Source organism: Streptomyces silvae (assembly GCF_016745505.1).
GTDB lineage: Bacteria > Actinomycetota > Actinomycetes > Streptomycetales > Streptomycetaceae > Streptomyces > Streptomyces silvae.
Map to the genome: position 1 here is coordinate 56858 of NZ_JAERUC010000195.1, position 21118 is coordinate 77975.

Annotated in this window: 21 protein-coding genes and 1 riboswitch; of the genes, 13 read left to right on the forward strand and 8 right to left on the reverse strand. The window is 70.4% G+C overall.

Going from position 1 to position 21118, the window contains the following annotated elements; genetic code table 11:
- Positions 1 to 135: 135 nt before the first annotated feature.
- From JKV81_RS32065 to JKV81_RS32080, 4 genes are all read left to right on the forward strand, one after another.
- Positions 136 to 555, forward strand: coding sequence for a (R)-mandelonitrile lyase (locus tag JKV81_RS32065; protein ID WP_129260453.1), 420 nt, complete (start codon positions 136 to 138; stop codon positions 553 to 555).
- A 29-nt stretch (positions 556 to 584) separates the two neighbouring features.
- On the forward strand, positions 585 to 1583 hold the full coding sequence (locus JKV81_RS32070; RefSeq protein ID WP_202079116.1) for a quinone oxidoreductase family protein: 999 nt from the start codon (positions 585 to 587) through the stop codon (positions 1581 to 1583).
- Positions 1584 to 1682: 99 nt separating this feature from the next.
- Positions 1683 to 2717: an alcohol dehydrogenase catalytic domain-containing protein gene (locus tag JKV81_RS32075; RefSeq protein ID WP_202079118.1), complete on the forward strand. Its 1035-nt coding sequence runs from the start codon at positions 1683 to 1685 to the stop codon at positions 2715 to 2717.
- Positions 2718 to 2912: 195 nt separating this feature from the next.
- Positions 2913 to 4247, forward strand: coding sequence for a S41 family peptidase (locus JKV81_RS32080; protein ID WP_202079120.1), 1335 nt, complete (start codon positions 2913 to 2915; stop codon positions 4245 to 4247).
- A 186-nt stretch (positions 4248 to 4433) separates the two neighbouring features.
- Here JKV81_RS32080 and JKV81_RS32085 read toward each other — a convergent pair whose 3' ends face one another.
- Positions 4434 to 5750 (reverse strand): SGNH/GDSL hydrolase family protein, encoded by a 1317-nt coding sequence (locus JKV81_RS32085; RefSeq protein ID WP_307820645.1) that lies wholly within the window; start codon positions 5748 to 5750, stop codon positions 4434 to 4436.
- A 227-nt stretch (positions 5751 to 5977) separates the two neighbouring features.
- Here JKV81_RS32085 and JKV81_RS32090 point away from each other — a divergent pair, with 227 nt between their 5' ends.
- The 4 genes from JKV81_RS32090 to JKV81_RS32105 all read left to right on the forward strand — a co-directional run bounded on the left by JKV81_RS32090 (position 5978) and on the right by JKV81_RS32105 (position 9163).
- A complete protein-coding gene (locus tag JKV81_RS32090; RefSeq protein ID WP_202079122.1) occupies positions 5978 to 6574 on the forward strand; it encodes a hypothetical protein in 597 nt (198 codons plus the stop codon).
- 135 nt (positions 6575 to 6709) lie between these two features.
- Entirely contained in the window at positions 6710 to 7252 is a 543-nt protein-coding gene (locus tag JKV81_RS32095; RefSeq protein WP_202079125.1) for a hypothetical protein, read from the forward strand.
- A 107-nt stretch (positions 7253 to 7359) separates the two neighbouring features.
- Entirely contained in the window at positions 7360 to 8466 is a 1107-nt protein-coding gene (locus tag JKV81_RS32100; RefSeq protein WP_241748383.1) for a sensor histidine kinase, read from the forward strand.
- A gap of 31 nt (positions 8467 to 8497) precedes the next feature.
- The gene (locus tag JKV81_RS32105) at positions 8498 to 9163 is read left to right on the forward strand and encodes a response regulator transcription factor (protein WP_129260447.1); all 666 of its coding nucleotides are present in this window, start codon (positions 8498 to 8500) and stop codon (positions 9161 to 9163) included.
- 133 nt (positions 9164 to 9296) lie between these two features.
- On the opposite strand, the gene aztD is transcribed toward JKV81_RS32105, so the two are convergent.
- Genes aztD through aztB form a run of 4 tightly spaced genes read right to left on the reverse strand, consistent with a single transcriptional unit; the run spans position 9297 to position 13589 of the window.
- Positions 9297 to 10493, reverse strand: coding sequence for a zinc metallochaperone AztD (aztD, locus tag JKV81_RS32110; RefSeq protein WP_202079127.1), 1197 nt, complete (start codon positions 10491 to 10493; stop codon positions 9297 to 9299).
- Positions 10494 to 10522: 29 nt separating this feature from the next.
- On the reverse strand, positions 10523 to 11500 hold the full coding sequence (aztC, locus tag JKV81_RS32115; RefSeq protein WP_202079129.1) for a zinc ABC transporter substrate-binding protein AztC: 978 nt from the start codon (positions 11498 to 11500) through the stop codon (positions 10523 to 10525).
- On the reverse strand, positions 11497 to 12711 hold the full coding sequence (locus JKV81_RS32120; RefSeq protein WP_202079131.1) for a YncE family protein: 1215 nt from the start codon (positions 12709 to 12711) through the stop codon (positions 11497 to 11499). The genes aztC and JKV81_RS32120 overlap by 4 nt, the downstream gene beginning before the upstream one ends.
- Positions 12708 to 13589 (reverse strand): zinc ABC transporter permease AztB, encoded by an 882-nt coding sequence (gene aztB / locus JKV81_RS32125; protein ID WP_129260443.1) that lies wholly within the window; start codon positions 13587 to 13589, stop codon positions 12708 to 12710. The genes JKV81_RS32120 and aztB overlap by 4 nt, the downstream gene beginning before the upstream one ends.
- Positions 13590 to 13654: 65 nt before the next feature.
- Between aztB and aztA the strand changes: the two genes are divergently transcribed.
- The 3 genes from aztA (at position 13655) to JKV81_RS32140 (ending at position 15955) form a co-directional block, all read left to right on the forward strand.
- Positions 13655 to 14356 carry a zinc ABC transporter ATP-binding protein AztA gene (gene aztA / locus JKV81_RS32130; RefSeq protein WP_202079133.1) on the forward strand — a complete coding sequence of 234 codons (702 nt, stop codon included), beginning with the start codon at positions 13655 to 13657 and terminating at the stop codon, positions 14354 to 14356.
- Between the two features lie 214 nt (positions 14357 to 14570).
- Positions 14571 to 15374 carry a nucleotidyltransferase gene (locus JKV81_RS32135; protein WP_129260441.1) on the forward strand — a complete coding sequence of 268 codons (804 nt, stop codon included), beginning with the start codon at positions 14571 to 14573 and terminating at the stop codon, positions 15372 to 15374.
- A 236-nt stretch (positions 15375 to 15610) separates the two neighbouring features.
- Positions 15611 to 15955, forward strand: a complete 345-nt coding sequence (locus tag JKV81_RS32140; RefSeq protein WP_202079135.1) for a hypothetical protein — start codon at positions 15611 to 15613, stop codon at positions 15953 to 15955.
- A gap of 55 nt (positions 15956 to 16010) precedes the next feature.
- Here the strand turns inward: JKV81_RS32140 and JKV81_RS32145 are convergent, their stop codons facing one another.
- Positions 16011 to 16877 carry a bifunctional 5,10-methylenetetrahydrofolate dehydrogenase/5,10-methenyltetrahydrofolate cyclohydrolase gene (locus tag JKV81_RS32145; RefSeq protein WP_129260439.1) on the reverse strand — a complete coding sequence of 289 codons (867 nt, stop codon included), beginning with the start codon at positions 16875 to 16877 and terminating at the stop codon, positions 16011 to 16013.
- A 21-nt stretch (positions 16878 to 16898) separates the two neighbouring features.
- A riboswitch (ZMP/ZTP riboswitch) is annotated at positions 16899 to 16984 on the reverse strand.
- A 113-nt stretch (positions 16985 to 17097) separates the two neighbouring features.
- Between JKV81_RS32145 and JKV81_RS32150 the strand changes: the two genes are divergently transcribed.
- Positions 17098 to 17472 carry a VOC family protein gene (locus tag JKV81_RS32150; protein ID WP_202079137.1) on the forward strand — a complete coding sequence of 125 codons (375 nt, stop codon included), beginning with the start codon at positions 17098 to 17100 and terminating at the stop codon, positions 17470 to 17472.
- On the opposite strand, the gene JKV81_RS32155 is transcribed toward JKV81_RS32150, so the two are convergent.
- The gene (locus JKV81_RS32155; RefSeq protein ID WP_202079138.1) at positions 17433 to 17852 is read right to left on the reverse strand and encodes a DoxX family protein; all 420 of its coding nucleotides are present in this window, start codon (positions 17850 to 17852) and stop codon (positions 17433 to 17435) included. The genes JKV81_RS32150 and JKV81_RS32155 overlap by 40 nt on opposite strands.
- Positions 17853 to 18028: 176 nt before the next feature.
- Positions 18029 to 19510, reverse strand: a complete 1482-nt coding sequence (locus tag JKV81_RS32160; protein WP_202079140.1) for a hypothetical protein — start codon at positions 19508 to 19510, stop codon at positions 18029 to 18031.
- Positions 19511 to 19696: 186 nt separating this feature from the next.
- On the opposite strand from JKV81_RS32160, the gene JKV81_RS32165 reads away from it, so the two are divergent.
- Positions 19697 to 21088: an erythromycin esterase family protein gene (locus tag JKV81_RS32165; protein ID WP_202079142.1), complete on the forward strand. Its 1392-nt coding sequence runs from the start codon at positions 19697 to 19699 to the stop codon at positions 21086 to 21088.
- Positions 21089 to 21118 lie beyond the last annotated feature (30 nt).

Consider the following 21118-nt stretch of genomic DNA (forward strand, 5'->3'; position numbering starts at 1 on the left):
AACCGACGAAGAAGCCGCGAACGAATCGGCGCGGCCCCATCGGCCGACAGCTTTTGTTCGGCCCGGCACCCGGCAAAGAAATCACCGCCGACGGCGCAGATACCCACCCCCACCACACACAAGGAACAGCCCGCCATGGAATTCGTACATCAACAGGCAACGGCCAAGGGCCCCGAGGAATGGTTCACCGGAGACGTGTGGTTCGACGCCCTCTACGCGGGTACCGAGCCGTCCCGGATGCGGGCCAACATGGTGCGCTTCTCCCCGGGCGCCCGCACCGCCTGGCACCACCACGCCGTCGGCCAGACTCTGCACGTCGTCGCAGGTACCGCCCTGGTCGGCACCCGTGACGGAACAGTCCTCGAGGCATACCCGGGCGAGACCGTCACCTGTCCGCCCGGCGAGGAGCACTGGCACGGCGCCACCGAGGACCGCTTCATGGAGCACCTGGCGCTCTGGGAAGCCCCCGCTCCCGGTGACGACCGGCCCGAGACCACCTGGCTGGAGAAGGTCACCGAGGCGCAGTACACCGGCCCGCGCACCCGCAGCCGCTGAACCCCCGCACACGAGGAGGCACCCCCTTCATGCCCACCACGATGACCGCCCTGTTCGGCGGAACAGGCCCCGACTGGACACCGCGCCAGGTCCCCGTCCCCGCCCCGGGCCCCGGACAGGTCGTGGTGCGCGCCCGAGCGGTGGCGCTCAACAACGCCGACGCCTCCATGCTCGCCGCCGCCGACCCCACGGCGGGCGGGACGGGCGAGGAGTACCAGGCCGGCTTCGAGTTCGCGGGCGAGATCACTGCCGTCGGGGAAGGTTCCGGCGCAGGCGACGGCATGCCCGTGGCCGGAACGCGGGTGACGGGCACCGCCCCGGGCAGCTTCGCCCAGTACGTGGTGGCCGACCACCGGCACGTCCTCCCCGTCCCCGACGAACTGGGCTACGAGGAAGCATGCGCGCTGCCCACGGGGCTGCTCACCGAACACGGCGCCCTCGCCGTGGCCGGCTTCCGCGCAGGGCAGTCGGTGCTGATCACCGGAGCAACCTCCAGCATCGGCCTGATCGGCGTACGGATCGCCCGCGCCCTGGACGCCGGCCGCATCATCGCCACCACCCGCAACGCCGCGAAGAGCGAACTGCTCGTGGACGCCGGGGCGGACACCGTCGTCGTCACCGGCGAACAGGACCTGACCCAGGCGGTGCTGGCCGCCACCAGCGGTGAAGGCGTCGACGTAGCACTCGACCACGTCGGCGGCCGGACCTTCGCGGACTGCCTGCCCGCCACCCGCACCGACGGCGCCGTGGTGAACATCGGCCGCCTCGACCGGGCCGCGTCCACCATCGACCTGGACGCCCTGGCCTACCGTCACCTGCGCCTGCACGGCGTGTCCTTCGGATTCTCCCGTCCCGCGGAGCTCGGCAGGGTCATCGCCACGGCCGGGGAACGGCTGCTGCCCGCGGTCGCCGACGGACGCGTACGGCCCCTGATCGACAGCACCCTGTCCTTCAGCACCGCCGCCCGGGCCGCAGCCCGCCTCCGCTCACATCAGGCCCACGGAAAGATCATCCTCAGCGTCCCGTGACCCGACACCCACCCCCGGTCCACCGACCCCGCACCGTCGCCTCGTACGGCCGACGGGCGCGCACCACGATTCACGCAGCAAGAAGCGAGTTGTTCCCCCATGCGGGCCACCTACCTGTACGAAGCCGGCGACGTCCGCGTCCAGGACGCCCCCGACCCGGTCCTGGAGCAGCCGACCGACGCCGTCGTGCGCGTTCTGCGCTCCTGCGTGTGCGGCAGCGACCTGCACCCGTACCGCACGATGACAGCCGCTGACGGGCCCGTGCCCATGGGCCACGAGTTCCTCGGCACCGTCGAGGAACTCGGCTCCGAGGTCTCCGGCCTCGAGCGCGGCGACCTGGTGGTCGCACCCTTCGCCTTCGCCGACAACACCTGTGCGTTCTGCCGGGAAGGCCTGCACACCTCCTGCCCCGACGGCGGATTCTTCGCCGCCGGGACCGGGGGAGCCCAGGCCGAGGCCATCCGAGTCCCCCAGGCCCAGGGCACCCTCGTCAAACTCCCCAAGGACGTCGACCACGCCCTGCTGCCCTCGCTGCTGACCCTGGCCGACGTGTACGGCACCGGACACCACGCCGCCCACCAGGCCCGGGTACGCCCCGGTGACTCGGTGACCGTCATCGGCGACGGCGCCGTCGGACTGCTCGCCGTCCTGTCGGCCCGGCGACTCGGCGCCGAACGGATCATCCTGATGGGCCGCCACAAGGACCGCACCGACCTCGGACGCTTCTTCGGCGCCACCGACGTCGTCGCCGCACGCGGTGAGGAAGGCATCGCCGAGGTCCGCGACCTGACCGGCGGGCACGGCACCCGCGCCGTACTCGAAGCGGTCGGCCACCTGCCCGCGTACGAGATGGCCCTCGGCGCCGTCCGCCCCGGCGGAGTCATCAGCCGCGTCGGCGTCCCCCAGTACGACGACGCCCCCGTCGGCTTCGGCAGCCTCTTCGGACCGAACGTCACCCTCACCGGCGGCCCCGCCCCCGTCCGCGCCTACATCGACGAGCTGCTCCCCGGGGTCCTGGACGGCACCGTCGAACCCGGCCGTGTCGTCGACCGCACCGTCACCCTGGAGCAGACGCCCGAGGGGTACCGCGCCATGGACCGGCGCGAAGCACTCAAGGTGCTCGTCACTCCCTGACCGGGGAGGCGGCCTCGGGGCTGGCCATGGCGGTCTCCGGGGACAGGCGGCCGCCCCGGAGATCATCCCGGCCGGGCGGGCGCAGCAGGGGGACAACCCCCGCCTCGTCCACCGGCCCGCCGGATGTCGCCCGGGCCCACCGGTCGGCGATCGTCGATTCCCTGTGCGCACGTCGCGTACGGGGAGAGGGAAAGCATGCGATCCAGGAGTTCCAGGGCCGCAACGGCCGCCGTGGCACTGGCCCTTGCGGGCGGCGCGATGGTGCCCGCAGCAGCCGCGCCACGGCCGGAACCGGACGGAGTCTGGCGGGTGAAAGGCTACGGGGCTGTCGTCTCGATCGCGGACGGACGGCTCCAGGAGTACCAGACGAGTGCCGTGAGCTGCCTGAAGGGCGACTCCGCCGACCGGACGGCACGGGGCGTGTTCACCGCCGAGGACGGGGCGGTCCTCACCGTCCGGCCGTCAGGGGCGCTGCACGTGGCCGGCTCACCGGGGGACAGGGAACTGCAGCGGCTCGCCGGACTCCCGGAGGCGTGCACACATCCCACGCCCGACGACCCGGTGACCACGTTCGACGTCTTCTGGCAGTCCTTCGAGGAGCATTACCCCTTCTTCGCCGCCAAAGACATCGACTGGCACGCGGTCCGGCACACCTACCGGCCCAGGGTGCACGCCGACACGACCAGGGACCAACTCTTCGCCCTCTTCAGCGAGATGGTGAGGCCTCTGTACGACGCTCATGTCGCCGTCGTGGACGGCGACCGTTACTTCGCGCAGGTCCGCCCGGGCACCGTCATGCCGAGCGAGGAGCTCGACACCCGGATCAAGAACCATGTCGTCCGACGGGACCTCGGCGGTGTGAAGCCGCAGGAATTCGCGAACGGCAGGATCAGCTACGCGGACCTGCCCGGCGGACAGGGGTATCTGCGTATCTCCGGATTCGCCGGCTACACCAGGCAGGACCCCTCGTACTCCGCCCAGTTGGCCGAGCTGGAGGCGGCGCTGGACGCCGTCCTCACCGCCGGACGTACGGCCTCCCTCAAGGGGCTGATCATCGACCTGCGGATCAACGGCGGCGGTTCCGACGAACTCGGCCTGCGCATCGCCGAGCGCCTCACCGACTCCCCGTACCTCGCCTACCGCAAGCGCACCCGGTACACCCGGCCGCAGAGCATCCCCGTGGTGCCGGCGCGGGACGTGCCGCGTTACGACGGTCCGGTCGCCGTGCTGACCGCAGGGACGACGGTCAGTGCGGGCGAGACCTTCACACAGGCGCTCATCGACCGGCCCGGCAGGACGGTCCGCATCGGGGAGCCCACGCAGGGCGTCTTCTCCGACACCCTGGACCGCAGGCTGCCCAACGGCATGGAGGTGTGGCTGCCGAACGAGGAGTTCCTGACCCGGTCGGGGCGGACCTTCGACGGCGCCGGCATTCCGCCGCACATCCGCACACCGGTCTTCACGGAGGAGGAGTTCGCGGACAACCGGGACTCGGCCTTCGACACGGCGGTGGCGGTGCTTCGGCGCTGAGGACCGTCCGGCTCCTGGTGTCACGAGCCGGGGGACGGGGGCGGTGTCGGTGGGTAGGGCGGCCGGGGCGGAATCCGCGGCCGGGCCGCCGGTGCGACGATCGGTGGCGGCGCGGGCCCCGAAAAAGGACGGACCGGCTGCCGGGAATCCCGTGCGGGGAATCCCGGCCTCCCACCTCGGCGGAGGTCACCGCTCGAGGACCTTGGCCACCTCCTCGGCCATCACGCGGTAGCCGGTGTCGTCGGGGTGCAGGGCGTCCTCGTAGGCGTAGGCGGAGTTGAGGCGGTCCGGGTCGGCGGGGTCGGCGAGCGCCTTGTCGAGATCGACGTAGGCGTCGAACTCGCCCGCATGCCGTATCCAGTCGTTGACCTCGTTGCTGACCTGTGCCGCGTGCGGGCCCCAGTGGTCCGAGCCCTTGAAGGGCAGCAGGGTCGCCCCGACGACTTCGAGGCCCTTCGCGTGCCCGGCGGCGATCAGCGTGCGGTAGCCGGCGATGAGCTCACGGGACGATACGACCGGGGCGGGCTTGTAGGTGTCGGGAGGATTCGGCCCCTTGGCGGCTTCGCTGAAGCCGATGTCGTTGACTCCTTGGAGGATGACGACCGTGGAGACGCCCGGCTGGTCGAGGACGTCGCGCCTGAAGCGGGCGGTGGCGCGTTCGCCGAACCACGCCGAGTCGTTGAGCACCAGGTTTCCCCCGATGCCCTGGTTGACGACGGGCCTGCCTGTCCGTTCGGCGAGGGCGTCGGAGTACCGGCGGTCGGTGTTGGGGGTGGAGCCGAAGCCGTCGGTGATGGAGTCACCGAAGACGACGATGCCGCCCTTCTCCGCCTCGACGCCGGTGCGCTCCCCGGCTGTCGCGGCAGAGAGCCGGTGTTCCATTCCGCCGACCTCGACACCGGAGAGGTAGTACCAGGACTGGGATGTGCTGGTGTACGCGGCTCCCGACGTATCGGCGCGGTGGTCGCCCTCGGCCCGGTAGGTATCGGCCCAGCCCTGGGAGTGGAACGTGGCGGGACCCGTGGTCCCCGCGAAGTAGAGGGTGACCGTGACCGACTCCAGCCTCTTCAGGCCCAGTCGGACCGTGTCACTGCGGAGCTCGCCATGAGCGGGGATCCACGTCGAACGTCTGCCGTCGAAGGTGAGATGGCGGACCGACCCCTTCTCGACCGCCGCGCCCCGGCTGGTGCGGGCGATCACCGCACCCGTGATCCGCAGGGGCGAGGTGCCGTACGCGTTGGAGAGCCGGATCCTGGCCACGTCGCCGCCCTTGGTGACCCGGACGACCTGGCGTACGGACTGGTGGGAGAAGCCTTCCTGCGACCAGTTCGGGGTGAAACCGGTGCTGGGCAGCTGAGGGGAGGCGCCCCAAGCCGCGGTCCAGGTGACGGGCGTCGTCGCCTGGGCGGAGGCGGCCGGTCCGGCCGGTGCGGCCAGGACGCCGAGAGCGAGGGATCCGGCGAAGAGAGGTGCGGCGATGCGGCGTACGTAGGAGGTGTCCACGGCCGACTCCTAATGGGAATGAGGTTCCGTTAAGTTCAAGGGAACCGTAGCAGAGTCTCGGCCTCTAACGGAACCATGGAACCGTTTGCGTCTGCGGGTGCTGTGCTGCTGGCAGGTGGGGCCGGCGGTTGACCCTCAAGGGCCGTCGCGCTGTCCGGCCCCTCTGCAAGGCCGTCCGCGGGCTGTGAGAAGGTGCGGTTCGTTCGGGTGGCGGAGGGGTGGGGGAAATGGGTCTGACCTACGGCTACGACATCTATCTGCGTCCGGGGAACGTCGCCAGGGCGCTCACCGCTCTGGCCGCGCTGGCCCCACCGGCCCCTCATGTGCCGCCTCTTGAGCTCACACTGCCCGGTGGTGAACGGCTGGCCCTCCCGTTCACGTCCCACTTCAAGAGCGATCCGGTCGACTGTACGAGGGGTGCCGGCACCACGATCGAGCTCGACACGTCCCTCATGTTCGGGGCCGATGACGTGCTGCGCGAGTACGCAGACGTCTACGGCCGTGACATCGAGGAGGACGGGAGGATCGCGATCGGATACGTCTATCTGACGATCCGGTTCACGTCCCTGCTCCACCCCCGCTACACGTCTATGGAGTTCTGGGCGGCGACGTCAGGGATGAGCCGCGTGTTCGCGCGGTCGGCCGGTGTCAGAGAGGTGTTCACGGACCTCACCGCCGCCGCCGGCGGAGTGTGCTGTCTGTTCGACACCGGCGACGGCAGCCCCGGGCAGCTGTGCTGGCTCGACGGTGAGGCGACCGCGGACATGGTCCCCGTTACGGACTTGCGGGCCCTGGCGGCGACGTGGCCCGACCCCGACCGGTGAGCACCGGCGGGGTGGACACCGGGGGTGGACACCGGGGGTGGACATCGAGGGTGGACATGGTGAGAGGTCGAACTCCACCCTCGATTCCACCCGTGGGTCCAGGTGCTGTGAGCCTTCTCGCGGCAGCCTTGAGGCATGACAGCGACCGAGTGGATCACCGACATCATCCTCATCCTCGTCGTCTTCCGGCAGTTGCGGGAAGGCCGCCTCGACCTCAAGTCCTTCCTGATCCCGCTGGGGATCGTGGCCTTCGTGGCCTACATGTACCTGGACACGGTTCCCACAGGTGGCAACGACCTGGTGCTGATCGGCACCCTGATGAGCGTGGGCGCCGCCCTGGGCGTTGCCGGCGGTATCTGCACCAGGATCCGTACGGCCGGCGAGCACATCCTGATCAAGGCCGGTGCGGTATCGGCGATCCTGTGGGTCGCGGGCATGGGAGCGCGGATGGCCTTCCAGAGCTGGGTCGAGTACGGCGGTGGCGCGGACGACGTCGCCCGCTTCAGCATCACGCACCACATCACCGGCGACCAGGCCTGGGTGGCGGCGTTCGTACTGATGGCACTCACCGAAGTCGTCACGCGGCTGGCCGCGATCTTCATACGCAGCCGGAGCCGGAGCCACGGCCGGGCCCGGACGGAGTCCGCCCCTGCGGCCGCCTTCGAACGCACGGCCTGACCATGCGATATGTTCTCCGCGTGTCCGGAACCGAGAGCGCCCTGCCCCTGGGAAAGGCCGCAGACCCGGGACCGGGCCCGCGGCCGGTGCCCGGACAGGACCCGCGTGTGCAATGGGTGTTGACCCTGGCGGTCATCGCGGCCGGGATCTGGACGATCCGGCCCTTGGGTCTCAGCGGCCGGGGTCTGGCGGTCGCCGTCCTCCTCGTGATCAACTCCGTGGCACTGCTGGGCCGGAGACTGCCCGAGAGCAGGGTTTCCCAACGCCTCGCCCTCGTCTGGCTGACGCTCGGCGTCGTCGCGGCGTCCGCCCTGATCGGTGTGAGCAGCAGCGGAACGAGCTACCTCTTCGCCTTCTTCCTCGCGGGTCACATCGGATACCGGCTGGAGACCAGGCCGGCCCTGGTCCTCGCGGGGACATGCAGTCTGCTCTGCGGCGGTGTCCTGTTCTTCCACCTCGGGCCGGGGTACCACGAGTTGCCCTGGACGGTCGGTCTCGTCACCGGCGTGCCCGCCCTGGCCGGCATCGTCAACCGCAGCCGGCGCCGGGCCGTACTGGCGGCCATCGAGGCGGCCGAATCGGCCGAGCGCGCCGCTCGGGCCGAGGCCCGGACCGCCGTACTGACCGAACGCAGCAGAATCGCCCGGGACGTGCACGACGTCCTGGCGCACTCACTGGCCGGGATCAACATGCAGCTGGAGCTGGCCGACGCCCTGCTCGACACCGGTGACCTGGAGAAGGTCAGGGAGGCCAACGACAAGGCCCACGGGCTGGTCAAGGAGAGCCTGAAGCAGGCACAGTGGACCGTTCACGCGCTGCGCGAGGACTCGCTGCCGCTGCTGGAGAGCCTGACCGCGATGCTCGAATCGTCGGGCCACCGTGACGCTCTCACCGTCACCGGAACCGCCCGCGAGGTCCCCGCCCAGGTGACGCAGAATCTGCTGCGGATCGCCCAGGAGGCGCTGACCAACGCCGCTCGGCACGCTCCGGGGGGAGAAGTCGGCGTGCAGCTGACGTTCGGGGCCTCGTCGACCACACTGAGGATCCGCAACGGTCCGGCGACCCGAGAGGTGAGCGCCGGAGTGGGCAGCGGGATGGGGCTGATCGGAATGCGCGAGCGTGTCGCCCTGCTGAGGGGAAGCGTCACCGCAGGTCCGGTCACCGAGGGACCTGACGAGGGCGGCTGGCAGGTGGAGGCAGTGATCCCGGGATGATGAGTGAACCGACCGATGGGTGAACGTACCGATGAGTGAACCGACCCAGGAGCCGCAGCGGTTGAGGGTGGTCGTCGCCGACGACCAGGCAGCCGTCCGGGAGCCGCTCGCCGCGGTGCTCGGCCTGTCCGAGGACATCGACGTCGTCGCGGCCGCCGCCGACGGCAGCGAGGTGCTGACGGCTGTTGCCGCCGGGCCGGTGGACGTGGTGCTGATGGACCTGAGAATGCCCGTCATGGACGGGATCGAGACGACCCGCCGACTGGGCGAGGACTACCCGGACGTGGCGGTCGTCGTACTGACCACGTTCGCCGACGACGACTCGATCCTCGGCGCCCTGGGTGCAGGGGCCCGGGGCTACCTGACCAAGAACGCCGGCCGCCAGGACATCACCCGGGCGATCCGCGCCGCTGCCGCCGGGCAGTCCGTGCTCGACCGGGAGGTCCAGGACCGGCTGCTCGCCACCGTCAGAACCAAGGCGCCGGAGCAGAAACAGACCTTGCCCGGCAACCTCACCCCCCGTGAACGTGAGGTGTTCACGCTGATCGGCCAGGGCCTGCCCAACCGCGGAATCGCCGAGAAGCTCTTCGTCAGCGAGGCCACGGTCAAGACCCACATCAACAACCTGTTCGCCAAGGCGGGGATCCGCGACCGGGCCGACGCCGTCCGCCGCGCGATCGAGGCCGGACTGGCCTGACCCCGGCGCGCCTCACGCCACGGGGCATCGACCCGATCCGCCGCGTCCCGTTCCGGGGCGCCCCGCGCGGCCCGGGACACGAGGAGCGCGCTCCCGCCAGGCGGCTACGCGCTCCTCGTGTCCCGGCACGGAATCAGTGCTGCTTGACGCCGCTCAGCTCGTCAGGAGCCTTCGGGAGTTCCGCCGAGGCCACCTGCTTTCCCGACTCGAGGTCGATGGCCAGCAGCTTCCTGCTCGACGGGTCGGAGACGTACGCCGTGTGGTCGCGGACGAACAGGGCCGGGCGGGGCTGCTGCCAGTCGAGAGGCTCCTGCCACGCACCGAGTGCGGAGATCTTCCTGGTCACCTTGCCCGTCGAGGGGTCGATGACATGGATCCTGCCGTCGGTGCCCAGCACGAGCGCCTCACCGTGGGGACCACGCGCCAGCGAACGGAAGGTGTAGCTCGTGCCGATGTCGACCAGCCGCATCGTGCCGGTCTCGGTGTTGATGAGGGACACCTGCTCCGGGCGCTCCAGCTCGGCGTCCTTGTCCTTCTTGTAGTCGCCGAGGACGACGGGCGACTCCTCGGAGCCGGCCTGGTTGCCGATCCTGCCGTACGCCGCCGGGCTGTCCACCTTCTTGATGGCGCCGTCCTTGTAGACCAGGACGCCGTCCTCGCAGCCTATGACGACCGCTTCGCCCTGCGCGGCTGCCTCCCCGTGGACACCGGGGCACTCCTCGCTGCGGGTGATCTCCTTGCGGTCCTTGTCCAGCACGGCGATGCCGACGCGCTTCTCCTCCGTACCGAGGGTGGTCACCAGCTTGCCGTCGGCCAACTGGATGGCGACACCGTGATGCGGAGCGGCAGAGGTGTACGTCGCGTTCTCGGGCTTCGTGCCGCCGCCGAGGTCCTCGGGGTCGAAGACCGTGACCACGCCGGTGCCGTCGGCGAAGAGAACGGTCTTGCCCGCGTGACGTACGACGTGGCCGGGCTTGCTGCCCTCGAACTCCACGTCCGTCAGCTTTCGGCCCGCCGCGTCCAGCACCCTGAAACCGGTAGCGGTCGAGACCACCACATGACGGTCGTCGCCCGCGGGGTTGACCCGGTTGAAGCCGTCCAGAGGAATGTCCTCGGCGAGCTTCAGCGTCGTTCCGTCCAGCACGTACAGGCCCCCGTCGTACGTGGTGACGATCGGGTCCGCGACCCGGTATGCCGGAGCCTCCGACGCCTTGCCTGCAGCGCCGGCCGTGGACGCCTTGTCGTCGCTCCCGCAGGCGGTGAGTGCTACGGAGGCCGCGAGCAGGGCGTTGACCGCGGCGGCCTGCCTCGGGCGTACTACATGCTTCATCTGGTGGTTTTCCTTTCCATGGTTGTCGCTCACGCCGGGCGACAATGTGGCTGTTCGGTGCTCAGGCCGGTGGATATGGCCCTGGTGTTGGCGCGCATCATGCGCAGGTAGGTGTCCGCTCCCTTGCCCTTCGCGGTGAGGGATTCGGAGAACAGCGGCACGACGTCGACCTCGACGTCGCTCTCGCGTTTCAGGACCTGGGCCAGCCGGTCGGGCTGCGAGGAGTCCGCGAAGATCGCGCACACCCCCGCCGCCTCGATCGCGGTGGCAAGGGACGTGAGATCCGAGGCACTGGGCGACGCGAGGGTGGTCCCGCTCGGGATCACCGCGCCGACGATCCGGAATCCGAAGCGTTGCGCCAGGTACCCGAAGACGTGATGGTTGGTCACCAGCCGGCGCTGTCCGGCAGGGATGGCGTCGAACTGCTGCCTCATCCACGAAGTCAGTTCGGTGACCTTCGCTCCGTACGCGGACGCGTTCTTGCCGACGGCCGCCTTGTCGACGCCGCGCACGTGCTCGACGACGTGGTCCGCGATCAGTGCGACGGCCCTGCGGACCCGTTCGGGGTCGGTCCAGAAGTGAGGGTCGGGCTCGTCGGCCGAGGCGCCCGCCGCATAGCTGATCGGATCGACGGACTCCCCGACCGCCAGGGTCGGGACACCGGCTTCCTCGGCCGCCCGCACATGGCGCAGGACGTTCTCCTCCAGACCGAGGCCGTTGTGGACGACCAGATCGGCCTGCTCGATGGAGGCGGCCTGCGGGGCCGAGACGCCGAAGGAGTGGGGATCGGCGTCGGCCTGCATCAGCACCGTCACCTCGGCTTCGTCGCCCACGACGTTGCGGGTGAGGTCACCGAGGATGTTGGTGGTGACGACCACCGAGGGGCGGCGCTGCTCGTCCTCCGTACAGCCGCTCACCCCCACGAGCAGGACCCCGGCCAGCGCTGCGGCGAGGAGACGCGCGCGCAGCCGGCGGCGAAGGCGGCCGGGCGTGGAACCGGCGCTCATCGTCCGGCCTCCACCATGTGCGTCGGGGAGAAGCCGAGCCGGAAGGTCCGGGCGAGCCGCAGCCGGTCGCTGTAGTCGATCTCGTAGACCTTCCGGCCCGCCGCGTCGTTGACGTACGCGCGGGTGGTGTCGATCTCGACGGCCGCGGACTCGGCCCCCTCAGCGAGGAGCTTCTTACGCGCGATGCTTTTCCTGGTGGCGATGTCGTAGGCGGTGAGGGCGCCGTCCTCGCCGAGCACGAGCAACGGAGCACCTTCCCCGGCGGTGTTGGCGGCCACGACCGGGCCGGACCTCACGCGGGTCCAGGAGCGGTCGGTGACATCGAGGACCCAGACGGCGTCATCGCCCGACCTGGCCGCGAGCGTGGTGCTGCCCGCCCGGTGGTGGAACTCGGCCGCCCGTTCAGAGGCCCCCACCGACGTTCCGTACGGAATCTTCTCGGCCTGGAATGTGCCCTTGTCCTCGCTGACCAGCAGCGCACCGTCGGCACACCCGAACACCACGCCCCGACGGGTGACGGCCTCGCCGCGCGCCTGGGCGCACGGTTCCTTCAGCGTGGCGACGCCTGCGCCGTCCCGGTCGCGGACCTCGACGCTGTCCTTCCGGGCGCCCGCCGCGGTGACCAGCAGCCGCTCCTTGTACGGGACGACCACTCCGCTGCCCGTCCCGGTCAGTTCGGTAGCAGGGGGGACGGCGCCGTCCTCCAGCTTCTTGCGGTCGAGCAGCTGGGTGCCACCCTTCGTGGAGGAGACCGCGGTGACGGCCTGATCACTGTGGACACGAGGGGAGACCGCCCCCGCGACAGCCCCTACGTCGCGGATCGCGGCGCGGTAGTAGTGGACGTGGTCGCCGTGGTCGACCGTCCAGGCACCGGTGTCGACGATGCGGGTGCCGCCGTCGGAACTCAGATAGGCGAACCTGCCGTCGGTGCGCAGACTTCGTATGCCCTCATTGCGCTTCAGCGATGTGGTGTCCTCGGTGATCAGGTCCAGCACCTCGACCGTCCCGGTGCCGGCGTCGGCGAGGACGAGGCGGGACTGCTGCTCGGAGGCTTCCTCGGCCCCTTCGACGTACCCATGGGGTTGCGCGGAGGCCGAGGCCGCCGAGGGGGACTTCGCGTCGCTACCGTTCTGACAGCCGGCGAGCAGCCCGGAGCCGGCGAGGACGGCGCAGGTCAGCGCTGTGGTGGTCAGGGATTTCCTGGGTGTCATGACGTCTGTCCGTTTTCGATGTGCGGGCGGTCAGGTGTGGAGGTGGGGGGAGCGGTCCGCACCCATCGGCTGTGGAGGCCCGAAACCCCCGTGGAGAGCAGGAACTGGACGACCGCCGTCGCGGCGATGCTCGCCCCCGCGGCCGTGTGGAGGTGCCACGAGAGCAGCAGGCCGATGAACGTCGAGGTCGCTCCGAGGCAGCCGGCGCCGATCATGATCACCGGGATACGCCGGGCCCAGGGCAGCATGGCCGCGGGCGGCGCGATGAGCAGGCCGAAGACGAGCAGTGTCCCCACCACGTGGAACGACGCGACGATGGCCAGCGTGAGCAGGGCCAGCAGAGCCGCGTGTGCGACGCGCGGCCGTAGCCCCAGAGTGTGCGCCTTGCGCTCGTCGAACGCGAGCGCGACGAACGCGCGGTAGCCGAGCACGGAGACCGCGAGCGCGACGACCAGCGCACCCCCGAGAACGGCCAGATCGGCCGGTCTCACGGCGAGCACATCGCCGAAGAGGAAACCGGTCAGGTCGACCGCGAACGACTGGGAGCGCGAGACGATGATCACGCCCAGCGACAGCATCCCCACGAAGAGCAGGCCGATGCTCGTGTCCTGCGAGAGACGGGGCGACCGGCCGACGGCGCTCACGCCGAGCGCCATGACGGCCGCGCTCACGGCGGCGCCGACGAGCAGGTTGCCTCCCAGCAGCGAGGCGAGCGCGATCCCGGGAAGCATGCCGTGCGACATCGCGTCCCCGAGGAACGCCATCCCACGCAGAACGACCCACGTACCCGCAAGGGCGCAGATCAACGACACCAGCACGCCGCCCCACAGGGCCCGTTGCACAAAGGTCACCTCGAAGGGGGCCATCAACCATTCCATGCAGCGGGACACTACAATGAAAATGATTATCACTACAAAGAAGCGTACGGAAAGAGGCCCGGGAGATGCAGTGGCAGGTAACACTCGACGGCGTGACGGCCGGATACCCGAACCGGACGGTGCTCGATCAACTCACCATGCAGATACCGGCGTTGACCACCACCGCAGTGGTCGGTCCGAACGGATCCGGCAAGTCCACACTGCTCGGGGTGATCGCCGGAGTGATCCGGGTGACAGCAGGCAAGGTCGAACACGGCACAGACAAGCGCGTGGCATACGTGACGCAACGCAGCAACGTCGCCGATGTGCTGCCGCTGACGGTGCGGGACGCCGTGTCGATGGGCAGGTGGGCACACCGCGGGCTGTGGCGGCGTCTCACCCGGCGGGACCAGGACGTCGCGGAGTCGAGCATGAGCCGGCTCGGCATCAGCTCCCTCGCCCATCGGCAACTGGGAGAGCTGTCGGGCGGCCAGCGCCAGCGCGCCTTCGTCGCGCAAGGTCTGGCCCAGGAGGCCGATCTGCTCCTGCTCGACGAGCCCGCCACCGGCCTCGACGCGACGGCCCAGCAGCTCATCGCCGATGTGCTGGCCGAGGCGGCGGGGGAGGGGCTGACGGTCGTCCAGGCGACCCATGACCTCGAAGTGGCCAGATCGGCCGGCCACCTCCTCCTGCTCCGGGACGGGAGGCTGCGGGCCGAGGGCGATCCGAGGGAGCTGCTGACAGGAGACGCGATCGACCAGATCTGGCAGCTGCCGCCGCGCGTGTGAGATGCGGCGACCGGGGTCCCCGGATACCCCGTCGGCCGAAGTCACCCTGTCCCGTGCGCCGGTGGGGGTGCGCACGGGCGACGGCCGGGGACCGGCAACTACCCCGGCCCACACGGATGTCGGCAGGGGACCAGGAATGCCCCGGCTGCCCAACCGGAAAGCCACCGCGGGAAAACCACTCGGCACCATGCGAGCCGCAGGGCAGTGTGAGCCCATGAGCGGAAAAGGACTGAACGACGACGGCACGATCGCGCGTGAAGGTGCGCTGAGCCGCGTACCGGCAGCCTTCGCGCCGGTCGTCGCCGCCTCACGCACCCGGATCACCGAGACGTTCGGCACCCGGCTGCACAGCGCCTACCTCTACGGAAGCATCCCCCGCGGCACCGCCGTCCCCGGGGTCTCCGACCTCGACCTGCTGCTCGCCCTCCACGACGAGCCGACCGAGACCGACCGGGCGGGCGCCAGGGCGATCGAGACCGCTCTCGACCGTCACTTCGCCCAGATCGACGGCGTCGGCATACTCCTGTCCGACGCCCGCACCCTGCTCAGCCCACTCGAACGCTACGACGGCGGCTTCTTCGTCGCCTGCCTGTGCACCCCACTGCTGGGCGACGACCTCGCCGGACAACTTCCCCGCTACCGCCCCACATCGCTGCTCGCCCGCGAGACCAACGGCGACCTCCCACTGGTGCTGCCCCGATGGCGCACCCGCGCGGTCGAAGCCACCACGGAGGCCGACCGCAAGGCACTCAGCCGCGTGGTGGGCCGCCGTACCGTCCGCACGGCGTTCACGCTGATCATGCCTCGCTGGGGCGGCTGGACGAGCGACCTCGGTGGGTCGGCCGAGCTGTTCGGCCGCTTCTACCCCGAGCGCGTCGAGCAGATACGCGTCGCCGCAGCCACCGGCCGTACGCCCACGGCGGACCCGGCGGTACTCAGCATGCTCATCGACCAGCTGGGACCTTGGCTCGCAGCCGAATACACAGCCGTACACGGCGAGAAGGCACCCCGCCCCTAGAACACTCGCCGCCCCCGGACACTCCGCCCGACACCCGAGACCCCTCCCGGTCGGGTGCCCCCGTACGCCCGTGGCCCGGCCCATCGGCGCCGGCCCCGGCGCCCTAGTCAAGGCTTCCCACAGCTCCGACCGGGTGAGAAGGCATCCCCACGGCCACGCAATCCGGCACCTCGCTCACCCGTACCGCCACACTGCCCGGGCCCACCGCCCCACCCTCACCGAATCCGGAGCCCGTCGTGCCCCAGCCCTCCACCGGACCGGCCGAAGCAGATGTCTTCCTGGCCGTGTGCGGTCACACGCACCTCTTCCCAGGTGCCCGCTGCCGAGTCCAAGGACTTCCCGACCCTCGCGCTTTCGCAGCGGACCCGTGGCCGATCGAACTGGAACTGCGGCTCTCCGACGACGTGGTCACCGAGGCGGTGTTGCGCGCGATGGACGCCGCGGACCCCGTACTCACCCTCCCGGCGTACACCACCGGTGCCGGCACTCCCATCGACGCCCGGAGCTGGACGATCCGGGAGCTCGTCAGCGCCGGAGACGACGTGGAACTGACGATCGGGGGCCGAGCCCCGGTCCGATGAGCCGGGAATGGAGTGGCCCCTGAGGACCTCCGAGGACCGGCCACCGACCGCTGAGTCAGGAGTGTTCGACTCCCAGCTGGCGCGCCGCGGCCTCCACGGTCTGCGCGAGCAGGACGGAGATCGTCATCGGCCCGACGCCCCCGGGCACCGGAGTGATCAGACGGGCCCGGGTGCGGGCCGTGGTGAAGTCCACGTCGCCGACGTTGCCCGGGTTGTATCCGGCGTCGATCACCACCGCGCCCGGCTTGATGTCCTCACCCCGGATCAGCCGAGGCCGCCCCACGGCCGTCACCACGACGTCGGCTTCCCGGACGAACGCCGACAGATCCACGGTGCGGGAGTGGCAGTACGTCACCGTCGCGTCCTTCGCGAGCAGAAGCATCCCGGCCGGCTTGCCGAGAATCGCGCTGCGGCCCACCACGACGGCATGCTTCCCGGCGAGCTCGACGTCGTACGCCTCCAGCAGCCGCATGATTCCGCCGGGAGTGCAGGACACGAAGCCGGGCGAGGAGAAGCTCATCGCGGCGAACGAGTGCATGGTGACCCCGTCGACATCCTTCTCCGGGGCGATGGCTTCGAACGCCGCCCGCTCGTCGATGTGCGGACCACAGGGGTGCTGGAGCAGGATGCCGTGCACGCCGGGGTCGTCGGACAGGCCCTTGAGGACACCGATCAGCTCGGCGGTCGTCGTGGGGGCGGGCAGGGCGATGTGCCGTGACCGGATGCCGGCCTTCGCACACCGCGCCCGCTTCATGCGGACGTACGTGACGGACGCGGGGTCCTCGCCCACCAGCACCGTCGCCAGACAGGGGCTGGTCCCCGTGAGCCGTGCGATCTCCGCCGCCCTCGCAGCGGTCTCCTCGACGGTGCGTGCGGCGAGGCCGCTTCCGTCCATGAGCTGGGCCGTCTCGGTCGTGGACATTGTGCCCTCCAGGCGTTGCTGACTGCTCGCCCAGGCGCACGGCAACGACATCTCGTCAGACCGCTCCCCGGTGGTTCTCCACCTCAGCGCCAGTCACGGCCCACGGCGCACTGTAATGGATCGGTGCCCTTGCCCGGGATCGATTTGCCACGGCCGGAACGGCCGACACCACGGCGTGCAGAGATGCGTGAGGGCGACCGCCGGGGGCAAGGTGGAAGGCATGACGACGACGCTCGGTGCCTTTGTTCTCGGCACTCCCGACCCGCCCGCACTGGCCGACTTCTACCGCGCGCTGCTCGGCTGGGAGGAGGTCGACCGTGAGCCGGAGTGGGTCCGTCTGAGAGCGCCGGAACGTGAACGCCCCAGCCTCAGCTTCCAGTTGGAGACCGACCACATCGCTCCGACGTGGCCGCAGCGACCGGGTACGCAGCAGATGCAGGCGCACCTGGACCTCCAGGTCGACGACCTCGAGACGGAGACCGAGCGGGCCTGCGCCCTGGGCGCGACTCTGGAGGCGCACCAGCCCCAGCAGGACGTGCGGGTCCTCCGTGACCCTCACGGCCATCCGTTCTGCCTGTTCCTTCCGGGAGCCTGACCGTCAGCCGGGTGAAGGCGAGCCGCCGCGCGGGCCCACAGGTACAGGGGGATCTGGAGGGGGAGGCGCCCGTACGCGAGTGCCCTGGCCGGTCCGGGGCGGGTGCGCCAGTCGTACGCCATCTTGATGTTGGCGGGGAAGACGCCGACGAAGAAGAGCCCGGTCGCCTGGGCGCTGACGCGGCGGGTCCTCGGGACGGCGAGTCCGGCCGCGAGGGCCAGCTCCACAGCACCGCTCGCGAGGGTCCAGGCCCGAGGGCTGCCGGGGAGCGATCGCGGTACGAGCGCGTCGAACGGCTCGGGCGCGGCGAGGTGCGCGACCCCGGCCGCGGCCATGAGACCGGCGAGCAGGAGGGGTGAGCGGGGGACGAAGCGTGTCATCGGGGCTCCTGAGGTTCGTGCGGCAGCGGCGAGCATAAGTTACCGCAGGGTAAGGATGGTGGTGGTCACGCCTCGGCGACTGCTCCTCGCGGAGTCGCCTGCGCGGTGCGCGCCGGCCCCGGGCGCAGTCTCCGATCCCCGTCCTCGCCGCCGTACAGGCTCCACGCGCCGCCCTCTCAACGCTTGACGCCCGCGACGTCGAGCAGATGGTGCATCAGCTGTAGGGGCAGGGCGGGGTTGCCGGCCGCCCGCTGTGACGTCTCTTCTCCGCCGAGCAGTTCGACGAGCCGGGGGAGAGGCAGTCGCGGATCCGCCGCCGCACGGTGGCGGACCATGTCCTCCACGTCGTGCGAGAGCCGTTCGACGAGATCCGGCCCAGCCTCCGGATCGAAGAGCGCCGCGTACCGCAGCCGGCAGTTCGGGCTGTCCGCGAACCGCGCCAGGCCCCGGCGCGCGAAGTTACGGTGATACGCCAGCCTCCCCCAGCTCAGGCCGTCCCAGTCGGCGAACATCTCCACCAGCAGCTCGTGCGGCGCGTGGTCGTTCTCGCAGAGCATCAGCCTGACGTAGTAGTCGTCATCGGCCGCCAGCCGCTCGATCACATCGGCGGGCAGCGCCGGGGCACCCGTGACGCCCCGGCGCAGCACGACATGACTGGAGGCCGCGATCTCCCGTACCGCATCCGGGTCCCCGAAGCGCTCCTCCACCCAGGACGGCACCGGCAGGCGGCCCGGGGGCACGGTGTAGTCGATCGCCGCTCGCTGCGCCTCGGTCACATCCGGGCGGAGGGACACGGCGAGACGGACCGATGGCTCGGGGTCGGCGGCCATCCCGAGAGCCAGGACGGTGGGCACGTGCGGATTGAGGGCGGCCGCCCGGCGCAGCGAAGGGTCGTCGTGGGCCACGAGGAGCACGGCCAGAGCCTCCTCCACGCGTGCGGTGGACGCGGCGTCACGGCGCCGGCGTTCGTCCGTCTCCGCGAGGAAGCCCCCGACCGTCGTCGGCAGGGGTGGGTCGACGTGCGTGGCGCGTCGCACCGCCTCACGCACCCAGGGATCAGGGTCGGCCTCCGCCGCGTCCCGGACCTCCGGGCGCAGCCTGGGCCAGCTCCAGGAGTCGAGGGCCGCACTGCGGACGCGGGGATCAGGATCCTCCGCCAGCGCGAGCCGTGTCCGCTCCGGCAGACCGATCAGCCCGGTCGCCCAGTACCGCAGCCTGGGTTCCGGGCCGGTGGCGAGCCGCACGGTCAGCTCCACCGGCAGTTCGACCTCGTACTCACACGCCATCATCACCGCGACACGGCGTACTTTCGGGTCCGGATCCTCGGCCAGCACGGCGCGCGCCGTCGGCGGCAGATGTGGATTCTCCGCAAGCACCGCACGGACCCGCGGGTCGGGGTGCGCGACGGCGGCCGCCGCCGCGGCGGGCGACAGCGGGCAGTAGGGGAGCCAGTACCGGAATTCGGGCAGGGGATCCACCGTGAACACGCGACGCAACACCTCTTCCGGTGCCGCGCTGTTCATCGCGAGCCCCATGATCCACTGCGCGTGCAGCGAACTGTCGGCTCCGAGCAGCCGCACGGCGTCGGCGCGAGCCGTGTCCGTCGCCTCCACCACCCCGAACGCGACCTGGGCCGTCTGATCACCGCTGTACGCCATGGGGCGATCCTCTCAAGGAGACTCAGGGCGCCCGCACCGGAGCAGGCCTCACACGGCGGATGCCACAAAGAAGCACCACGGCCGGTGCCCTTGTGCGCTACGGCCCCCGCACCTGTGGCTATCCCCCCGACGAACACTGCAGGGAGCTGGCTGTCCGGAGCCTGCCCCTGTCGGCAGCCTTGATCCATGCCCGTACTGCACAGAACACACAGATCGCCCCGGTTACTGCTGCTCCCGCTCCTGCTGATACTGACGCTCGGGGCCGGGACACCGACGGTTGCCGCCCGGCAGGCTCACACACCCCCGATGTCCACCGCCGATCCGGTGCGTGAACTGTCCCGCCTGGCACAGCCGTTGCGCACCACGGAGTCCGGCACCCGCGACGACGATCTACGGCCGCTCGGTCGCATGATCGGCTCGGCGAAGATCGTCGGGCTGGGAGAGGCCACGCACAGCTCCCGGCAGTTCTTCACGATGAAGCACCGAGTCTTCCGCTACCTGGTCGAGAAGAAGGGGTTCACCACCTTCGCCCTTGAGGCACCCTGGTCCACCGGCCTGGTCCTCAACGAGTACGTGGTGCACGGGAAGGGCGATCCGGAAGAGATCATGCGGGAGGAGTTCCAGAGCTCGTACCGGATCTGGAACAACCGCGAGTACCTCGCCCTGCTGAAGTGGATGCGCGCCCACAACGTCGCCCATCCCGACCGGCCCGTGCAGTTCATGGGCGACGATAACGGCTACGCGGGACCCCAGCTCTTCGACGAGGTCACGGAGTACGTATCCGCCCACCACCCGGAACTGCTGCCGGAGTTCCGCCGCCTCTACGGCGGGTTCCGGCCGACGGGGAGCGTGGAGGACACCGTGAACGGCAATCTGGCCAAGCCCGCCTCCGAGCGCGAGCGGACCGCCACATCCGTACGGCGTGCCTACGATCTGCTCCGGGCGAAGGGCCCGGACGGTGACCGGAGGGCGTACGCGTGGGTCCTCCAGCACGCCCGGGCCATCTCCCAGACCGCCACCCTCTACGCGCACTACGACTTCTCCGACCCGGAGAAGATCGCTCGGGCCATGCTCTACCGCGATCAGGTCATGGCGGAGAACACCGTGTGGTGGCAGCGGCAGACCGGCCACAGGATGCTGCTGTCGGCTCACAACGGGCATGTCTCGTACGAGTCGGACAACCCTGAGCAGTACCCCAAGACCCAGGGGGAGTTCATTCGCCAATGGGCCGGGGCCCAGTACATGAACATCGGTTACACGTTCGGCCAGGGCTCGTTCAACGCGATGGATCTGACGGATCCGGCGGAGCCGTACCGCCGGTTCTCCGTGGAGCCGCTGGGCGCGGGCAGTAACGAGGAGGTGCTGGAGCGGGTGTCGCGCCGGGACTTCTACCTCGACCTCCGCGCCGCGCCCACCCCGGTGCGCGGCTGGCTGGCGGAGAGGCGGCCGACCCGTTCCATCGGGAACTCCTGGCCGGAGGACGCGTACCGGACATCGCTCGGGCACCAGTTCGACGTGCTGGTGCATCTTCACCGCGTGACGGCTGCCCATCTGCTGCGTACGGAACAGGAAACGTAGACCCGGGGACGTGAACGGCGGGCGGCGCCG

Excerpts from the sequence above, each read along its gene's own strand:
- JKV81_RS32065 (WP_129260453.1), top strand. The coding sequence starts at position 136 with ATGGAATTCGTACATCAACAGGCAACGGCCAAGGGCCCCGAGGAATGG.
- JKV81_RS32070 (WP_202079116.1), top strand. The coding sequence starts at position 585 with ATGCCCACCACGATGACCGCCCTGTTCGGCGGAACAGGCCCCGACTGG.
- JKV81_RS32075 (WP_202079118.1), top strand. The coding sequence starts at position 1,683 with ATGCGGGCCACCTACCTGTACGAAGCCGGCGACGTCCGCGTCCAGGAC.
- JKV81_RS32080 (WP_202079120.1), top strand. The coding sequence starts at position 2,913 with ATGCGATCCAGGAGTTCCAGGGCCGCAACGGCCGCCGTGGCACTGGCC.
- JKV81_RS32090 (WP_202079122.1), top strand. The coding sequence starts at position 5,978 with ATGGGTCTGACCTACGGCTACGACATCTATCTGCGTCCGGGGAACGTC.
- JKV81_RS32095 (WP_202079125.1), top strand. The coding sequence starts at position 6,710 with ATGACAGCGACCGAGTGGATCACCGACATCATCCTCATCCTCGTCGTC.
- JKV81_RS32105 (WP_129260447.1), top strand. The coding sequence starts at position 8,498 with ATGAGTGAACCGACCCAGGAGCCGCAGCGGTTGAGGGTGGTCGTCGCC.
- aztD (WP_202079127.1), bottom strand. The coding sequence starts at position 10,493 with ATGAAGCATGTAGTACGCCCGAGGCAGGCCGCCGCGGTCAACGCCCTG.
- aztC (WP_202079129.1), bottom strand. The coding sequence starts at position 11,500 with ATGAGCGCCGGTTCCACGCCCGGCCGCCTTCGCCGCCGGCTGCGCGCG.
- JKV81_RS32120 (WP_202079131.1), bottom strand. The coding sequence starts at position 12,711 with ATGACACCCAGGAAATCCCTGACCACCACAGCGCTGACCTGCGCCGTC.
- aztB (WP_129260443.1), bottom strand. The coding sequence starts at position 13,589 with ATGGAATGGTTGATGGCCCCCTTCGAGGTGACCTTTGTGCAACGGGCC.
- aztA (WP_202079133.1), top strand. The coding sequence starts at position 13,655 with ATGCAGTGGCAGGTAACACTCGACGGCGTGACGGCCGGATACCCGAAC.
- JKV81_RS32135 (WP_129260441.1), top strand. The coding sequence starts at position 14,571 with ATGAGCGGAAAAGGACTGAACGACGACGGCACGATCGCGCGTGAAGGT.
- JKV81_RS32145 (WP_129260439.1), bottom strand. The coding sequence starts at position 16,877 with ATGTCCACGACCGAGACGGCCCAGCTCATGGACGGAAGCGGCCTCGCC.
- JKV81_RS32150 (WP_202079137.1), top strand. The coding sequence starts at position 17,098 with ATGACGACGACGCTCGGTGCCTTTGTTCTCGGCACTCCCGACCCGCCC.
- JKV81_RS32155 (WP_202079138.1), bottom strand. The coding sequence starts at position 17,852 with ATGACACGCTTCGTCCCCCGCTCACCCCTCCTGCTCGCCGGTCTCATG.
- JKV81_RS32160 (WP_202079140.1), bottom strand. The coding sequence starts at position 19,510 with ATGGCGTACAGCGGTGATCAGACGGCCCAGGTCGCGTTCGGGGTGGTG.
- JKV81_RS32165 (WP_202079142.1), top strand. The coding sequence starts at position 19,697 with ATGCCCGTACTGCACAGAACACACAGATCGCCCCGGTTACTGCTGCTC.